This is a genomic window from Comamonas sp. CAH-2 (assembly GCF_009668305.1).
Lineage (GTDB): Bacteria > Pseudomonadota > Gammaproteobacteria > Burkholderiales > Burkholderiaceae_C > Comamonas > Comamonas aquatica.
Map to the genome: position 1 here is coordinate 22440 of NZ_VSWF01000030.1, position 17759 is coordinate 40198.

Here is a 17759-nt window from a genome sequence, read left to right on the forward strand (position 1 = left end):
AACAGCTCCGTTTTCAGGAATGGGCACTGGCATTCAGCCAGCGCAGCAAGCCGCTGCTGCGCCGGGTCGGGCTGGCGATGGCCGAGGCCAGCAGCCCCGGCGCCTCGGACCACAGCGAGAACGCCTGGCGCGCCCGCGTGATGCCGGTGTAGACCAGCTCGCGGCTGAGCGCATTGCCGCCCTGCGCGGCCAGCACCAGGGCCGTGTGCTCGAACTCCGAGCCCTGGCTCTTGTGCACCGTCATGGCGAAGGCGGTCTCCACATGCGCCAGGCGCGCCGTGCTGACATGGTGCAGGTGCTCGCCCTGCAGGAAGTACACGCGCAGCCGCGCCGGTTCGGCAAAGCCGGGCAGCGCCATGCCGATGTCGCCATTGAACACGCCCAGCTGGGCATCGTTGCGCGTGACCATGACCGGGCGGCCCCGGTACCACTCGCCCTCCTTGCGGATGGCACCCTGGGCCTGCAAGGCCTGCTCAACCGCACGGTTCAGGCCCACCACGCCCCAGGCGCCCTCGCGCACGGCGCACAGCAGGCGGTAGCGGTCGAAGGCGGCCAGCACGGCGCGCACCCATTGCTGGTGCTCGGCCTCGGTGGCAAAGCCGCCCTGGCCACGCTGCACCAGCCGCTCGGCATAGGCCGCATAGCTGGCCCTGCCGCCACGGCCCTGCACGGCGCTGCGCACCACGGCCTCGACTTCGCCGCCTTCGCGCGCCCAGAGTTCGGCCTGCGGGCCGGCCTGGGTTTGCGTGCGCAGCAGCGCCATGGCACCGGGGGCATCGCCGGCATTCACGGCCAGCGCCAACTGGCCAATCGGGCCGCTGAAACGGCGGCTTGCGCGCAGCATGACGGTGTGCTGGGCCAGCGGCAGCGCAGGGCCACTCGCCCGATAGGACGCCGGCAGCGACTGGCCCGTCACGCGCTCGGCATAGGCCACGGTGTCGGGTGCGTAGTGGCCCTGCTGCGCATCGCGGCACAGGTCGCCCAGCACAGCCCCGGCCTCCACCGAGGCCAGCTGGTCCTTGTCGCCCAACAGAATCAGGCGCGCCGTGGGCGGCAGGGCCTGCAGCAGCGCGGCCATCATCTCGAGGTGGATCATGGAAGCCTCATCGACGATGAGCACGTCGACATCCAGCGGATGGCCCGCATGGTGGGCCAAGCGCCGCGTGTCGGGCCTGGCGCCCAGCAGCGCATGCAGGGTGCGCGCCGCGCCCATGCGCTGGACCAGCGCTTCCAGATCCAGATCGCGGCCCACGGCCCCCTGCAGCTCCCGCAGCGAACTGTCAATCGATTGCTTGAGGCGCGCCGCCGCCTTGCCCGTGGGCGCGGCCAGCGCCACGCGCAGCTGCGCGGCATCCGGCGCCGTAGCAAACAGCAGCGCCAGCAGGCGCGCCGCCGTATAGGTCTTGCCCGTGCCCGGGCCACCGGTGATGACGGACATGCGCCCGCGCAGCGCCAGCGCGCAGGCCAGCTGCTGCCAGTCCACCGCCTCCGCAGCCACGGTGGACGCGCTGAACAGCCGCCCCAGCCAGTCGCGCACCCGGGGCTCGTCCAGCGCCAGCGCATCGGCCGCCGTGCGCTGGGCGATGTGGGTGGCCACGCTGCGCTCGTAGTCCCAGTAGCGGCGCAGGTACAGCAGGGGCGCCGGGCCATCCCACAGTACCAGCGGCTGCCCGCGGTCGGCCACGACCGCCCCGGGCGGCACGACGCGCACCACGGGGCTGCGGCGCAGGGCCTGCAGCCAGTCGCTGGTCTGGCGCGGCAACTGCTCCCACAGCGATAGCTGCAAGCGCAGAGCCTCCTTGGGCCAGGCCAGGATTTCATTCGGATGACTGGCCAACGCCGACAGGGGCAGGCAGCTGTGGCCACGCCCCTCCATCTGCGCCAGCACGGCGGTGGCCACCAGCAGCGCGGGCGCGGCCTCGGCATCCTGTTCGGCCACAAAGGCGGCCAGGGCACTGTCCAGGCGGCGCAGCAGGCCGGCATCGGCCAGGCGCTCCAGCGCGGCCAGCCAGTCGGTGGTGCTCAACACCACGGTGTCGCCGTCATCGGCGGCGGCAAACAGGTCCAGCGTTTGCAGATCGGCTTTGCGGCGGCCCTTCATGGCTGCACCTCCTGGGGTTCTTCGGCGCGGTCGTCGAGCAATGCTTCCAGCCCTTTGAGCAAATCCAGCGATGGCTGCAGCACCTGCATGCCGGCGGCCTCGCCATCGAGACCGCGCAGGAAGAAATAGAGCGCACCGCCCAGTTGCTCCTGGGGGTCGTACGCCGCGCCCAGCCGGCTGTGCAGCAGGCGGTGCAGGGCCAGCAGATACAGCGCGGCCTGCACGTCATAGCGGTGCTCCAGCATGGCCTGCGCCAACGCCCCGGGGCCATAGGCCGCCGCATCCTGGCCCAGGTGGTTGGTCTTGTAGTCCAGCACCCAGTAACGGCCGCCATGCTGGAACACCAGGTCGGCAAAGCCCATCAGCATGCCGTGCAGCTCGCGCTCGGGCAGCGCCGGGCGCGGCCGACCGGGCAGGATGTGCTGGCGGCACAGCGCGTCGATGCGCGGGGCCGACAGGCGCTGCGCCGGCAGCCAGAACTCCATCTCGGGCAAGAGCGCATCGCCTTCGCCCAGCTGGGCCAGCGAGACACCGAGCGGCGCCAGCGGCTGGTGCACCACGGCGCGCAGCCATTGCAACGCATCGGCCGCCTGCGCCTGGCGGCCCGCGCGCTCGCAGCGGCGCAGCAGGCGGGCCGCCAGGGGTTCGCTGGCCTCGGGGTCGTCGTCGGGCTGCAGCGCAAAGTGCTCGGCGGCCAGCCATTCCAGCTGGTCGTGCAGGAAGTTGCCCACCACCGGGCCGCGCATGAAACGGTGCCAGACCGCCGCATCGCTGCGCGCGCCGGCGCGGGCTGAGGCCACGCTGGGCAAGGCAGTCATGGCGTCGTGGATGGCACCCAGGTCCAGCGCGGCGTCAGCGGCCTCTTGGGCCTGCAGCGCGCGCTCGTCCTCGGCGGGGCTTTGTGCGGCCACCGGCAGGACCGGCAGGCTGGGGGCGGCCATGGCGCGGGTCAGCGACGAAAAGCTGCCGATGCCCCAGCGGCGGTCGAACTGCGCCGCATACACGGGCGCTGCGGCCAGGACGGGCAAGGCCTGCGCCGGCACATAGCGCGTGGGCACGGGCAGTTCGGCCGGCAGGTCCACCACGGCGATCTGCGTGCAACGCTCGGCCAGGTCCTGGATGCTGGCGCGCCAGCCAGCTACGGATTGTGAAGCATCCCCCGCAAGCAGGTAGCCAGCAGCGCCCTGTTCGTTCACACAATGTTTGCTGCTGCCGCGCTTCATCGGCGCCAGCCCCATCCACAGCGCATGGCGCGGGCGGGTCAGCGCCACATACAGCAGGCGCAGGTCCTCGCGCAGGCGCTCCTTGTCGGCCTGCGCCAGCTGCGCCTCGTTGTAGTCCAGCACCAGCTCGCGCGCGGGAGCGCCATCGATCTGCACGGGCAGCGACAGATAGGCCGCCTTGCCATCCACTGGCCGAAAGCTCCCCGCAAACGGCAGACAGACCACGGGATACTCCAGCCCCTTGCTCTTGTGCACGGTGACGACCTTGACCAGATCGGCATCGGACTCCAGCCGCACGATCTGGGCATCGCCGGCCGCGCCCGGGTTCTCGATCTGGGTGGCCAGCCAGCGGATCAGCGCCTGCTCGCCCTCCAGCTGGGCACTCGCGCCTTGCAGCAGCTCGGCCAGGTGCAGGTAGTTGGTCAGGCGGCGCTCGCCCCCCAGGTCCTGCAGCCAGCGCGCCGGCAATGCAAAGCGGTACAGGGTCTGGCGCAGCATGGCCAGCACGCCCAGGCGCAGCCAGAGGCTGTGCAGCTCCTTGAGCTGCTCGCTGCGCGCATCAAAAGCTTCATCGTCGCTGGCCAGCCAGGCCAGCTCGTCAAACGACAGCCCCATCATGGGCGTGGCCAGACCGGCGCGCACGGCCAGTCCGTCGAGCGGCGCCGCCACGGCGCGCAGCCACAGCAGCAGATCCTGGGCCTCGGCGCTGGCGAAGACCGAGTCCTGATCGGAGAGATAGACCGAGGCCACATGGCGCCGCGCCAGCGCGCGGCGCACGGCAGCGGCCTCCTTGCCCGTGCGCACCAGCACCGCGATGTCGGCCGGGCGCAGGCGCTGCAGCGGCTGGCCTGCTTCGGCAAAGCCCGTGGCACCGTCCATCAGCCATTGCACGATCTGGCTGGCGCAGAACTCCGCGCCGCGGCGACGGATGTCGTCGTTGCTCAACGGCGCATCGCTGCTGCCATCCCAGGCCATGGTCAGCGCAGCCATGCGCTGGCTGCCCTGCATCAGCAGTTCTTTGCGGCCTTTGGCTTTGACGGGTTCGAACGGCAGCGGATTGCGCTGCCCGGCACGGAACAGGAAGGCCCCTTCCCCATCGCGCGCCTCGGCCTGCACGAACCATTGGTTGACAGCATCGACCAGCGCCTGCGTGGAGCGGAAGTTGGTGTCCAGCACATAGTGGCGGCCCTCGGTCGCTTGCCGGGCCTGCAGATAGCTGTAGATGTCCGCCCCCCGAAAGCCGTAGATGGATTGCTTGGGGTCGCCAATCAGCAGCAATGCGCTGTCCGCGCGATTGTCGGCCGTGCGGTAGATCTGGTCGAACAGCCGGTATTGCAGCGGCGAGGTGTCCTGGAACTCGTCAATCAGCGCCACCGGATACTGGGCCAGCATGCTGGCGCGCAGCGCGGGGCCGTTGTCGCCGGCCAGGGCGGCATCCAGGCGCTGCAACATATCGGCAAAGCCAAAGGTGCCGGCCTGGCGCTTGAGCCACAGCAGCCGTTGCTGGACATTAACTGCAGCATGCAGGCGCAGCGCGACATGGAGCGACGGCAGCTCGGCCAACGCTTTCAGCAATTGCTCCAGCTCGGAAAATTCAGTGGGCAGCAGCAAGTCCATGGTCGAGCCCTTGAAGGCCTCGGCCATGCCCTCGGGGCTGAGGCGCTTGCGGGCGGAGTCACTGAGTTCCAGCGGCCGGTGCAACGGGTCTTGCGCCCAGGCGGTGAGGCTCTCGAACCAGCCCTGGTAGTAGCGGGCCTGCAGCTTGCGCTTGTCCCACAGCGCGGCGCGGCCGTCGAGCTCGCCTTCGATCCAGCGCAGCATGCGTTCGGCCTTGGTGTCCCAGCCCGCGGCCAGCGCCTGCAGTCGCAGGGCACGCTCCGCCTGCGTCTGCGCAATGCACGCCCCCAAGGTCCCGGCACCCGCTGCAGCGGGCACGTTCTCACGCAGCAGCGATTGCATGTCTTTGACCAGGGCATGCACGTCGGGCCAGACCTGCAGCGCCGTCTCCAGCACCTCGCCCGACAGCGGGTAGCACTGCTGGCGCCAGTAATCCTGGGCCGCCTCGGTCTGGCGCTGGCTTTCATCGGCCTCCAGCGTTTCGTCGAACAGGTTGCCGCTGTCGAAGGCATGCTCGCGCAGCATGCGCTGGCACCAGGCGTCGATGGTGTGGATGGCGGCATCGTCCATGCACTGCGCCGCCATGTCCAGCCGCCAGGCGGCGGTCTCGCGATCGGCGCCTTCGGCGTAGGCATCGCGCAGATCGCGCAAGAAGCTGTCGTGCGCCGCCGGCTCGGCCTCGCTGCGAAAGCACTGCACGGCCTCGATCAGTCGGGCACGGATGCGGTCCGACAACTCGCGCGTGGCGGCCCGCGTGAAGGTCATGACCAGGATGTCGGGCGGCATCAAGGGCCTGGCAAAACCGTTCTCGGCGCCATGGCCCAGCACCAGCCGCAGATAGAGCGCGGCAATGGTCCAGGTCTTGCCCGTGCCCGCGCTGGCTTCGATCAGGCGCGAGCCCCAGAGCGGGAAATGCAGGGGCTGCAGCGCCTGGCTGGTGGTTGGATGCGCGCTCATGCCGGCTCTCCCGCTGGTTCTTCTTGGTTGGTCATCCCGGGCAGCGCTTCGGTCTGCACCTGCGCAGCCAGCCAGTCATGCAGCGGTCCATAGACCTCCTTGGCCAGTTGGTGAAAACGCAGATCGGCCGTCAGCGCCTCCCAGTCGGGGTAGCAGCGCGCCCAGCTGGGGTCCTCGCACTCGCCGCCCAGCAGGTAACCGCCCTCGTAGGCCTGTGTGGCGGCGTTCAGGTCGTCCTGGCCGGCAGCGATGGCGGTTTTGAGCGGCAGCGGCAAGGGCTCGTTCTGGCCCGCCAACCACAGCTGCATCAAGGCTTGCAAGCGCTGCGTGGCAGCCTGCGGCTCCAGCGGCTGCACCCAGACCAGGGTGTCGCGTGCAATCACGCCCATCAGCGTGTCGCTGCCCGTGCTGGAAAGCGCCAGACTGCGCACATAAATGGGCAGCAGCTTGTGGGCCTGCAGCTCGCCCTTTTTGTTCCGCAGCGTGCGCGGCTCTAGTGTGAACCAGCAACGGCGGTAGCCTGCCTCCGAGGACGGCGCGGCGCGCTCCTGCAAGCCATCCATCCAGTCGTCCAGCGTGACCGGGCCGGCGTGCAGCATCAGCCGCTCGCGCGGCGCCGCATGGGGCCACCGCTGCATCTGCTGCTGCCAGGCCAGCAACGACGGCGTGGCCTGCGCCTGCAAGGCCTCGGCCTCGCGCCTGCCGAGACCTGCCAGCGGCAGCACGCCGGCACGCCCCAGCCGCTGCACCTGGCGCTGCACCTGCAGGCCCACGTCCAGCGCCGCATCGTGCGCCAGCTGCGTGCGCACGCCCTGCTGCAGCTGCTGAATCAGGCCGTAGGCGGTCAGGCCATCGACGCTGAACCGCTCATCGTCCTCCAACAGCTTCTCGTCCGGCTCAAAGCGCACCTGCAGGCGGTTGCGCAAAAAGCTGCGTGCGGGATGGCGCAGAAAGTCCGTCAGTCGCGCCAGCGTCAGCGGCACTTCGGGGTCGGGCTCGAAGGCAGCCACGACCGGCAGCACCTGCGCTGCCCGCTCTTCATGCGCGCCATACCATTCGCGGGCAAAGGTTGACAGGCCCGAGGCCTGTTCAAAGTAACGGCGGCTGAAGGGCTGCAAAGGATGCTGGCGGGTACGCTGGGCCAGCAGCAGATCTCCGCGCTCGCTGGCGCCGAGGCCTGCACTGCCTTCCCCCTGCCAGCCCTGGCGCAGATAGTCGCGCAGCTGCGAGACCAGTACCGACGGGGGCTGTTCGCTGTTGTCGCGCACATGGCGGCCGGCCCAGCTGATGTAGAGCTTGCTGCGGGCCGACAGCAAGGCATCCAGCATCAGCTGACGGTCATCGTCGCGACGCGCGCGATCACCAGGGCGCTGCTGGCCGGGCAGGGCCATCAGATCGAAGTCCACGCGCGTGGCGCGGCGCGGGTAGTCGCCATCGTTCATGCCCAGCAGACACACCACTTCGAAGGGGATGGCCCGCATCGGCATCAGCGTGCAAAAGGTCACACCGCCGGCGCGAAAACGCTGGTTGAGCGCGGGCTCGGACAGGGCTTGCAGCCAGGCCTCCTGCGCCACCTCCAGCGGAATCAGGGCGTCGAAGCCCGCTTGCTCGCAGGCGGCCTGCCAGCCGACCAGGGCCGTGTCGAGTGCGGCGCACAGGGCCTGGTCCTCATCGCCCTGCGCGACAAAGAAGTCGTCCATCAGGCGGCGAAAACGCTGGGCCCAGACCTCGGGGGCTGCCGCTTCACCCGCCGTGTGCCACCACTGCAGCATGCGCCCCAGCAAGCTGGCCAGCGATCCGGCCAGCTCGGCCGTCAGGCCGCCCACTTCGTCATAGGGCTCCATGCCGGCAAACGCCTGTGCATCGTCGAAGGGGGCCTGCAGCGCCGGCCCGCTGGCATAGCCCAGGAGCATGCGGCGCAGGCCGAACCAGGCGCTGTTGGGATCACCACAGGCCGCCAGGCCCAGCTGGGCGCGCTGCGCATGGTTGAGGCCCCAGCGAATGCCGGCACCGGCCATCCAGTGCGTGAGCTGGGGCAGATCGTCGCTCGCCAGTCCCACGCGCGCCGCCACGGCGGGGACATCGAGCAGATCGCACAGCTCGCTCAGGCGGCAGCGCTGCTGCGGCAGCTTGAGCAGCCATTGCAGCGCGGTCACCAGCGGGCTGCTGGCTCGCGCGCCCACATCGGCAATGTCAAATGGAATATGGCGCGCATCGTGGCGGCCGTACTGGCCGAACACGGCGCGGATGGCGGGCGCGGCCTCTTCGATCGACGGCAGCATGACCACCACATCGCGCGGCGCCAGCGCGGCGCGGCCCGCAGCGGCCGGCTCGGCCAGCCATTGCAGCAGCTGGTCGTGCAGCACTTCGAGCTCGCGCACCAGGCCATGGGCCTTGTGAAAGACGATGGACTGGTCGGCCGCCGCGATCTCGACCGCAGGGTGCTCCGACAGGGGCACCAGATCGCGGATGCGCTGCTGCACCTGAGTCAGCAGCGGTGCACCGATCAGCGCGCCCGCATCGGCCTCGTCATACACATCCACACGCGGCCAGCCCCATTGCACGGCGGTGTCGCCCGTGGTGTCGAAGGCATCGAGTTGGCGCACATAGTCGCGGCTCTGCCGCCCCCAGGCCGCCAGCAGCGGATGGGCATGGGCGTGCATGGCTGCCAAGGGAATCTGCGCCAGATCCTTGCCGCCCTTGTCGGCATGGCGGCGGCGCTGCTGGCGCAGCAGCTCGCGCCCGTCGATGGCATCGGCCCAGTGAAAGCGGCAGGGGTTGGGCACGGCAATCAGCACCTGGCTGTGCTGGGCAATGCCGCTGAGGAACTGCATCAGCGACAGCGGCATCTGGCTCATGCCGAACACCACCACGCGGCGCGCCAGCGGCGTGACCGGTGGCTGGCCGCTGTGCAGCGCGTCCAGAACCTGCGCCAACAGGGCGGGGCGGGTGGCGGCACGCTCCTGCTCATCGAGCTCGGCCAGCAGCTTGCGCCACAGCTGGGGCTGCCAGCGCTGCCCTTCGGGCACGGGCACATCGGGGCGGCCCGCGGTGCGCAGCACGTCCTCGCCCTGCTCCCAGGCGGCCAGCCAGTCGGCGCGGTAGATCTGGTACTGGTCGAACAGGTCGGCCAGCTTTTCGGCCAGCTGCAGCAGGCGCTGCGGCTCGCCAGGGCGCAGAAAGTTGGCAATCGGCGCAAACGCCGGCTCGACCAGGCATTGCGGCAGCAGGCGCATCAGGCGCCAGATCATGGGCGTCTTGTCCAGCGGCGATTCACGCGGCACGGCGTGCTGGCCCAGAATCTGCCGGTAGCTGCGCCAGACAAAACGCGCCGGCAACTCGACCTGTGCCGCGGCGCACACGCCCTGTTGCTCGGCCATGCGCATCTTGAACCACTCGGCCATGCCGTTGCTTTGCACCAGCACGATCTCGGGCTCCAGCGGGCCCAGCGGGTGGGCCTGCATCCAGGCCAGCAACGTGTCGGCCAAGGTCTCAGTGCGGTTGCCATGCAGGGCCATCAGGCCCGGTGCCACAGAAGAAGCCACAGGCCCTTCTCCCCTCATCGTTGTTGTGTGCTGGAAAGCCGCAAGCCTGCCATGGCCGCCGCCTGGGGGCAAGGCTTGCGCCAGCAGTCTCAACAAAAAGAGCGGCCTGCGCTTGCCCATCCTAGGTTTTCGATCATTTCCATGATCAAACCCAGATTAGACCAGCGCGGACCGCTCCTTTTTCCGATCAGACAAAGATCCGGACGCCCAGCCCCACGGCGGCAGCCGCACTGCAGGCGGCCAGCACCCGCACCTGCCGCGGCGCATAGGTCAGCACCAGGGCGACGGCCAGGGCCGCGGGCGTCAGCACCCCCAGCCAGGCGGCCACGGCCACCGAAGTGCCCCAGCGCTGCAAACACACCCACAACGCGGCCAGCAGCAACGCCGTGCCAAGGGCCCGCCAGCCCCAGGCGGCCGAGGCCGGCAAGGCCGCGCCCGGCTGGCTGTGGTGGCGCTCCATCGCCTGGCTCAGGGCCGCAAATGCCGGCACCGCCAGCAGTCCTGCCATCCATGCGTTCATGCTTGCTGCTCCGGTGTCGCCAGGCCAGGGGCCACGCTGCGGGCCGCACGCTGCGGCACGGCCGTGCCCTGCAGGCGCAGCCACAGCCGGCGCGCCACCACGGCGTGCAGGGCGGCCAGCGCCAGCATCATCAGGTCAAAGCCTGCGATGCTCCACTGCCCCTGGGGCAGGGTGTGCCACAGCCCGGCCCCACCCGTCCAGGCGTTGAGCAAGGGCAGCAGGGCAAAACCGATGGCCGCCAGCAGCATCTGCTCCAGCCATGCCCGCGCATGCGGGCGCACGGCGGCGTGCAGCAGGCTGGCCGCCCAGGCGATGAAGAAGCAGCGGATCTCGACACTGCTGCGCTCCAGCACGTCGACCGGCACGCAGCGGTTGGCCCAGAAATAGGTCGCCACCGCCACCGACAGGCCCGCCACGGCGGCCACGTTCAGCACCTCCACCAACCGGTGGCCGCGCGGCGTGAAGCCCAGCTTGCGGCGCTCAGGCTGGCGCTTGACCACCCACAGCACCAGCCCGGTGGCCGCCATTGCCGTGCCGATTACGCCGGACAGGAACAACAGCCAGCGCACTGCGGGATCGGCAAAACGCCCCAGGTGCACGCTGACCATGCTGTTCATCACGGCGCTGACCGCCGACGGTGGGCGCACGGGCTGGCCCAAAGTCATGGCCCCGGTCACCCCGTCAAACACCAGGCGTTGCCCCATGCCACGGTTCAGCAGCAGGCTGTCGCTGCCTTGCGCCCGCAGCTCCACCGTGGCGCGGTCTGTCTGCGGGTGCTGCACGCTGATGCTGCCCACGACCAGGCCCGGGTATTCGGCCTGTGCGGCAGCCAGGATCGGAGCGATGGGCGCCAACGGCGCTGGCGTGCTGCGGGCCTGGCGACCCTCGCCACGCTCGCCATTCGGTGCCCCCATGGGCATGCCGCGGCGCTCGGCATTGAAGCGCTGCGGCTGGCCGTCGTAGACCGCCTGGGCGCCCCAGGGCATCAGCATCGTCATCAGCAGCAGCAAGCCGCTGAAGGTGATGACGATGTGGAACGGCAAGGCCAGCACCGCCGTGGCGTTGTGCGCATCCAGCCAGGAACGCTGGCCCTTGCGCGGCCGGAAGGTGAAGAAGTCCGTGAAGATCTTCTTGTGGGTGATGACGCCGCTGATGATCGCCACCAGCATCACCATGGTGGCGATGCCCACGATCCAGCGCCCCCAGATGCGCGGCATGGCGTACAGCTCGAAGTGGAAACGGTACAGGAAGCTGCCGCCACGGGTCTCGCGCACCGGCAACACCTCGCCCGTGCCGGCATCCAGGTGGGCGCGGCGGATGCCTTCGCGGCCGGGCGGTGCCCCTTCGGGGCGCCAGCTCACTTCCACCGCCGTCTGCCGCGCGCTGGGCAGCTGCACGCTCCAGTTGCTGGCACCGGGCGCCAGCGTCTGCAAGGTACTGAATGCCTTCTCAGCCGCCCCTGCCTGGGGCACGGAGGCATGCAGCTCGGGCCGCATCCAGTCATCGATCTCGTCGACAAAGTAGCTCAGGGTGCCGGTGAAGAACACGGCGTACAGCAGCCAGCCCAGCAGCAGACCACTCCACGTATGCAGCCAGGACATAGCCTGGCGCAGGCCCTCGGCCTTGCCATCCGCCCTCATGGCTGGCCTCCGTACAGCCACCACACCGTGGCCAGCAGCACCGCAGCGGGCACCGCCAGCCCCAGCCAGGCCCGCGTGGCCGTGGCGCAGGCAAACACCCACAACACCGCCACGGCATAGACCACGAAGGACAGCATGGTGGACAAGGTCACGGCATCGGCCCTGGTCATGCCGGCGCGGTGGGCCACCAAACCCAGGGCCGCGGCACAGGCGGCACTCACCGCATAGCCCCCGCCGACGGCCGCCACCGCGCGCGAAGCGACGGCCCAGCGGTAACGGGCCAATGCGGTCCCGCGAGAGGCAACAGACGCCACATCAGCACGCATGGAGACCTCCGGCCAGCCCCGGCATCCAGAACAAGGCGCGCACGCTTGGCGCACCTGCTATCGGGTGTGATCGCATGATCGACAGCTCCCAGTGTTATTAATGATAATTATTCTTATTTTATTTATTTAATCTGGGGCTGCCTGTGGCGCTGGACATGAACCCTGGTTGATTTACCAAAGATTTACGCAGACGCCAGGCACAACGAAAAATCCCCTGACCATTGCTGATCAGGGGATTTGAATTTGGTGGCTGGGACGCTCTCGAATCATGCCCGCCAGGCCGCATGAACACTGGACATGGGGGGTTTCCGTTGGAGCGGTTACTGTGAAAGTTACTGCATGCCCAACTTGTACACCCTCTCTGATACCGCCATCCGCACCGTCAAGCCCGGTGACCCACGCAAACGCCTGACAGACGGCAAGGGTCTTTACCTGCTGCTGTTCGTCAAGGGCGGCGCCCACGGCTGGCGGCTGGACTACGCCATCCACGGCCGCCGCAAGACCCTCTCGCTGGGCACCTACCCGGAAACCAGCCTCAAGCTGGCGCGTGACAAGGCCGACGAAGCCCGCCGCCTGATCGCCGCAGGCACCGACCCCAGCGACCACCGCAAAGCCACCAGGGCCGAGGCCCAGCAAGAGCGCCAGGCCGAAGAACTGGTGGCCGCAGGCCAGGCCCTGCCCGGCAGCTTTGAAGCCGTGGCCAAAGAATGGTTTGAGGTACGGCGCTCCGAATGGTCAGACAGCTACGGCAGCAAAGTCATGCGGCGGCTGGAGGTGGACGTGTTCCCCTGGCTGGGCCACCGCCCCGTGGGCAGCATCAGCCCGGCAGACGTGCTGGCCGTGCTGCGCCGGGTAGAAATGCGGGGCGTGCTGGACACCGCCCACCGTGCCCGTGAAAACTGTGGCCAGGTCTTCCGCTACGCCGTGGCCACCGGCCAAGCCCACAGCGACCCCACCCGTGACCTGAAAGACGCCCTGCGCAAACCCATCGTGCGGCACATGGCCGCCATCACAGACCCCGCCCGGCTGGCAGAGCTGCTGCGGGCCATCGACGGCTACAACGGCTCGCTCGTCGTGTGCACCGCCCTGCGGCTGGCCCCCATGCTCATGCTGCGGCCCGGAGAGCTGCGGTTTGCCCAGTGGTCAGAGATCGATCTGGACACCGCCACCTGGGCCATCCCGCCCCAGCGCATGAAGCGGGAGAAGGCCGGCAAGCTGCACGGCAGCCCCCACCTGGTGCCCCTGCCCCGGCAGGCCGTGGATCTGCTGCAGGGCCTGCACCCCCTGACCGGGCGCAACCTGTATGTGTTCAGGGGAGAACGGGCCTACGACCGGGCCATGAGCGAGAACACCATCAACGCCGCCCTGCGGCGCATGGGCTACAGCACCAAGGAAGACATCACCGGCCACGGCTTTCGGGCCACCGCCCGCACTATCTTGGATGAGCGCCTGGGCTTTGACCGTGCCGCCATCGAGGCCCAGCTGGCCCACAGCGTCAAAGACCTGAACGGCCGCGCCTACAACCGCACCGAGTTTGTGGAGCAGCGCCGCACCATGCTGCAGGCCTGGGCCGACTATCTGGACACCCTGCGCCACGGCAACGTACTGCCACTGCGGGTACACAGCTGCTAACCACAGCCCAGCCACCGAGCCCACCACCAGCCGCCCACCCGGGCGGCTTTTTTGTGCCTATGCACCAAAAAGTGTCAGGTTGTTACAACGCCATCCACTTCCGCCCCTGTTCCCGGAAAAGCCTGGGAACGTGGGAACAAACAAGGCGAAAAGTCTGGAAACGCTGATCTGGCAAGCGCCAGACGCTATCAAAAGCTGTGGGAACAGACTGGGAACAAGATGGGAACAGAGTGGGAACATTATTTATAAGTAGAAAAATCCATATAAAAATATAGCGAATTACTAAAAATCATTTCTTGTAAATATGAAAATCGCAAATGCAATAGATTTGGCTTTTGACAATGTTATCAAAGAAGGCTTAACTGATGTGGAAGTATTCACAAGGCCATTTGAAATTGACTTATTAAAAAATGAAAACATTGCAAAAGAAATAAAGCAAGATATAAAAACTTTATTAAAGGAATCGCAAATCAAGGGAATGGGGTTTACTCCAATATCCCATATTCTTGTCCCAAAGAAAGAGCTTTTTGATTTTAGAAAATGCGCAATAACTGATCCAGTTGACGAGTTGAAATATCTATCACTGGTACTGCAAATTGCGGATCAAATAGAGCAGAAGAGACCCAACAAGAGCAAAAACAACGTGTTCTCATATAGATTTTCACCCAACAAAGGGTATCTATTTGATCAAAAATTTAATTACACAGCATTTCGCGAGTTTGTAGCAAAAAAATCCAAGCAAAAAAATATAAATGTTGTTGTCTCTTGCGATATATCCAATTTCTATGATAGGTTGAATCTTCATCGGCTTGAGTGCATTCTTTCATCCAATCCTAAAATAGATCGAAAAATAATATTGCAAATAAATGAGCTACTACTCTTTTGGTCAAAAAGAGACTCATATGGGATCCCCGTTGGATCAAATGCTAGTCGAATATTGGCAGAGGCAGCCCTGATTGAAATTGATAATTATTTGCTATCTCACAAAATATCATTCTGTCGTTTTGTCGATGACTATCGTCTTTTTGCGCCGGATTCAGCAACAGCACATAGATGGCTAGCGTTATTGGTAGATAGACTTTCCAAAGAAGGTCTTTTCTTAAATACTGGAAAGACAGAAATTAAGGATGTTTCAGCTCTCTTAGAGTCGAAAGAAGAGCCCGGGAGTATGAGTGGAACTAGCTCTGAGGCTGACGCTGCTGAGCAGAATGTGTCACCTCAAGTAGAGAATGATTCTGAAGATAATGTATCCAAGTCGAATGAAGAGACATCGAAGATCATAAGAGGTTACTCTGGGTTAATTCCAACAAAATTTAGAGCAATATCTGAATCCGAATTAACAAAACTAGGGAAAGAGCAAATTTCTGAAAAATTAAAATTACTGTCCAAAGCAGTCATAATTGAGCCTGCAAATATAATAAGCATAGTAAAAACTTGTGTTGCAAAGAAAAATCCAGATGGAATAATTGAGGTTGTTAAAAATCTAAATAAGTTTCCTCAGTTCATTCCATATGTTATTGATGCAATCATTAAGAATGATGCTATATTTGACGATTCAAAAATAGCACAGTTATCCGAGTTGCTTGCATATTGGTTGGATAGGGAGCATGCTCCAGAATTTGTATCTATATTTGTCATTAGGTTTTTTGGACACAAAAAATTTATCAGCAAACCAATATTGATGAATTGCTTCAGAAGCCTAAAAAGAAATGATGGCAGTTATATAGGAAGAGCACTGCTTGAGCAGCTTGAGCCTATTGTTGAAAGAGGCGAAGTGATTGAAATTCGAGATTACTTCACTAGAGCAGATTCTTCTGAGAGACGTCAGATAGCTAAAATGGTAGATATTAGTCTTACAAGAGGTGAAAAAAGGCCATTTTTTAAGGATGCATCAGCTCAGTCTCAGGATGTATTTCTGAAGCACATGGAAAACTATTTCAATTCAAAATAAATTTTTGCTCTATCGAGATTTAAGAATAGTCTCCCAAACAGGGAGGTTTTTATGGCCGTTGCGTACAAAGACGCTGTTCACAACCTCTTCCACTGTGTGCTACATTCCATCCCGTCACGCCCGTAAAGCGTGATCGGGATTGGTCTCCCGCTGAACTCGCTGCGACAGAAGCCGCAGTACCGCAATGGATTGCGGCTTTTTTGTCGATGCCCTTTTATGGTGGCTCGGCAGGCAGGCGCAAGCCTGGCCGGTTCGCGCAAGCGGGTTCCCGGTAGACCAACCTGTCGAGCTGCCGCCCTGATTGGTCTCGGAGCGGTGGTTTTAGAAAACCGAACCTGCTTGGAGGCCGTCATGGCTACCACTTCCCCTGCACACGCTGCTGTGCAATCCCATGTGCCCACCACGGGCCACAACACCCCCGACCCCATCCATCTGCAGATGCAGGCGCTCAACAGCCTGAGCCGCTGCAAGGCCATGCTGACGGCCAATGAGCCGATGTACCTGTTTGCCCAGCAGTGGCTGGCCCAGGCGCAGCAGGCCATTGCAGATCTGCAGGCCATCGACCCATCACACAGCACACGGGGGTGAGCCATGCACACCACCCACAACACCGTGGCCCCTGTGACCGCGGATGCAGATCCGCGCCCAGCGTTTGCCCCGCTGCAGACCACGCCCATCGGGCCCAGCACTGACCCCCACCACCCACTGACCGACCGCGAGGCCCGCCGTCTGGTGAATGAGGTGCGCACATGGGCCCGCCAGTTTGATGCGCCCGATGCCAAAGCGCTGGTCAGCGCCATGAACGACATGGAACGCCTGCTGTCTTGGGTCTGGACAGAAATTGATGAAAGCGTGCTGCGCCTGAACCTGAGCGCCACCGCCAGCACGCCCGAGCGTGCCGACAGCCTGCGCCGCGAGGCGATTGGCTACCTGTGCCGCTGGAATAACCGCCGACCGCCGAATCGGGGTTGACCCCCTGTGCTGGTGCAGCTCGCAGGGGCGTGCCCTGCGCTGTGCCTCCGGGGTGGTGTCGATATCAGCGTTTGTTTGCTATTAATTTCATTGTGCAATTTGTTGACAGACAAGCGCTAGCGGGGTGCGAACGAATTTTGTGAACTGTTCGCATGGACTGTTCGCAGCCCCACGCAGAGCATCGCCATCACCTGACCACCACGGACTTAGATGGAGTGAAGAAGCATGCAGCCGCTATCAATTTCATTGTGCAGAGCGTTGCCAGTCAAAGCTTTTCAGGGTGCGAACGAATTTAAAGAACTAGTTCGTCTGGATTGTTCGCAGCACCCCGCAGAGCATGGCCATCACCTGACCACCACGGACCTAGATGGAGTGAAAAAGCATGCAGACGCTATCAATTTCATTGTGCAAACCATTGCCTGCAAAGGCTTCGCAGGGTGCGACATGTTTTAACGACATTGTCGTCTGTCAATGTCGCAGCACCCCGCAGAGCATGGCCATCACCTGACCGCCACGGACTTAGATGGAGAGCAACGACATGCCAACGCTATCAATTTCATTGTTTGAAACATCGCCTGCAAAGGCTTTGCAGGGTGCGACAGAAATTAGTGACATATGTCGCAGTGACTTGTCGCAGCAGTGTGCCCAGCATGCCTAGTGCCTGACCGCCATGGACCTTTACGGAGAGAAACACATGTCCCGCAAAACCAGACTTTCACGCGCACGCCTGACGGCCTGTGCCAATTACTGGCGTAACCACATTGCCATTCGCACCAGCCGTGCCCCGCACAAAGCCGGTTTTGCGGCTTTGCGTGGCCAGCGCCCGCACGACGCCCAGCCCACCGGCCACAAACCCGGCCCAGCCGCCTGAGACCTTTCTTTCTGGAGCACAGACCATGAATGTCCGAGACATCACCACGGCCCCATCCAAGCAGGCGCAGGCCACCTGCAAAAAGCATCGCCGCAGCCGGGGTGCTGCGGTGTACGCCCAGGGGCCTTTGCAGCCGGGCGACCGCCTGCTGTCGATGCGAGAGGTGGAGGGCATGACCTCTGCCAAGAAGAGCTGGATCTACGACCGCATTGGCCGGGGGCAGTTTCCACGGCCCATCCGCCTGTGTGCCAGCCGCCGCGTGGCCTGGAGTGAGCGGGCCATTCAGGCGTGGATTACGGCCCAGGGCACGCCTGCCCCGGCTGCACAAGACGCTGCAGCTACCGCACCAGCCACACCACCTGCAACGCCCGCAGCCCGGTAACGCAGCCCACCCACCCCATCAC

At 64.6% G+C, this 17759-nt stretch carries 12 protein-coding genes; 6 read left to right on the forward strand and 6 right to left on the reverse strand.

Annotation, left to right across the window (positions count from 1 at the left end; genetic code table 11):
* Positions 1–13: 13 nt before the first annotated feature.
* The 6 genes from recD to FYM52_RS14500 form a co-directional block, all read right to left on the reverse strand.
* On the reverse strand, positions 14–2101 hold the full coding sequence (gene recD, locus FYM52_RS14475; protein WP_154164608.1) for an exodeoxyribonuclease V subunit alpha: 2088 nt from the start codon (positions 2099–2101) through the stop codon (positions 14–16).
* Positions 2098–5898 (reverse strand): exodeoxyribonuclease V subunit beta, encoded by a 3801-nt coding sequence (gene recB, locus FYM52_RS14480; RefSeq protein ID WP_154164609.1) that lies wholly within the window; start codon positions 5896–5898, stop codon positions 2098–2100. Before recB ends, recD begins: the two co-directional genes overlap by 4 nt.
* Positions 5895–9416 carry an exodeoxyribonuclease V subunit gamma gene (gene recC / locus FYM52_RS14485; RefSeq protein WP_370513854.1) on the reverse strand — a complete coding sequence of 1174 codons (3522 nt, stop codon included), beginning with the start codon at positions 9414–9416 and terminating at the stop codon, positions 5895–5897. The genes recB and recC overlap by 4 nt, the downstream gene beginning before the upstream one ends.
* Positions 9417–9630: 214 nt before the next feature.
* Positions 9631–9963, reverse strand: a complete 333-nt coding sequence (locus FYM52_RS14490; RefSeq protein ID WP_154164611.1) for a DUF3325 domain-containing protein — start codon at positions 9961–9963, stop codon at positions 9631–9633.
* Positions 9960–11603 (reverse strand): PepSY domain-containing protein, encoded by a 1644-nt coding sequence (locus tag FYM52_RS14495; RefSeq protein WP_154164612.1) that lies wholly within the window; start codon positions 11601–11603, stop codon positions 9960–9962. Before FYM52_RS14495 ends, FYM52_RS14490 begins: the two co-directional genes overlap by 4 nt.
* Positions 11600–11929 (reverse strand): DUF3649 domain-containing protein, encoded by a 330-nt coding sequence (locus FYM52_RS14500; RefSeq protein WP_154164613.1) that lies wholly within the window; start codon positions 11927–11929, stop codon positions 11600–11602. Before FYM52_RS14500 ends, FYM52_RS14495 begins: the two co-directional genes overlap by 4 nt.
* Before the next feature lie 339 nt (positions 11930–12268).
* On the opposite strand from FYM52_RS14500, the gene FYM52_RS14505 reads away from it, so the two are divergent.
* The 6 genes from FYM52_RS14505 to FYM52_RS18790 all read left to right on the forward strand — a co-directional run bounded on the left by FYM52_RS14505 (position 12269) and on the right by FYM52_RS18790 (position 17737).
* Positions 12269–13561 (forward strand): integrase arm-type DNA-binding domain-containing protein, encoded by a 1293-nt coding sequence (locus tag FYM52_RS14505; protein ID WP_154164614.1) that lies wholly within the window; start codon positions 12269–12271, stop codon positions 13559–13561.
* A gap of 304 nt (positions 13562–13865) precedes the next feature.
* A complete protein-coding gene (locus FYM52_RS14510) occupies positions 13866–15512 on the forward strand; it encodes an RNA-directed DNA polymerase (protein WP_154164615.1) in 1647 nt (548 codons plus the stop codon).
* Positions 15513–15863: 351 nt separating this feature from the next.
* Complete coding sequence (locus tag FYM52_RS14515) at positions 15864–16100, forward strand: hypothetical protein (protein WP_154164616.1); 237 nt, start codon at positions 15864–15866, stop codon at positions 16098–16100.
* A 3-nt stretch (positions 16101–16103) separates the two neighbouring features.
* Positions 16104–16484 (forward strand): hypothetical protein, encoded by a 381-nt coding sequence (locus tag FYM52_RS14520; protein ID WP_154164617.1) that lies wholly within the window; start codon positions 16104–16106, stop codon positions 16482–16484.
* A gap of 694 nt (positions 16485–17178) precedes the next feature.
* Positions 17179–17355, forward strand: coding sequence for a hypothetical protein (locus tag FYM52_RS14525; RefSeq protein WP_154164618.1), 177 nt, complete (start codon positions 17179–17181; stop codon positions 17353–17355).
* Positions 17356–17380: 25 nt separating this feature from the next.
* Positions 17381–17737, forward strand: a complete 357-nt coding sequence (locus FYM52_RS18790) for an AlpA family transcriptional regulator (protein WP_202981141.1) — start codon at positions 17381–17383, stop codon at positions 17735–17737.
* Positions 17738–17759 lie beyond the last annotated feature (22 nt).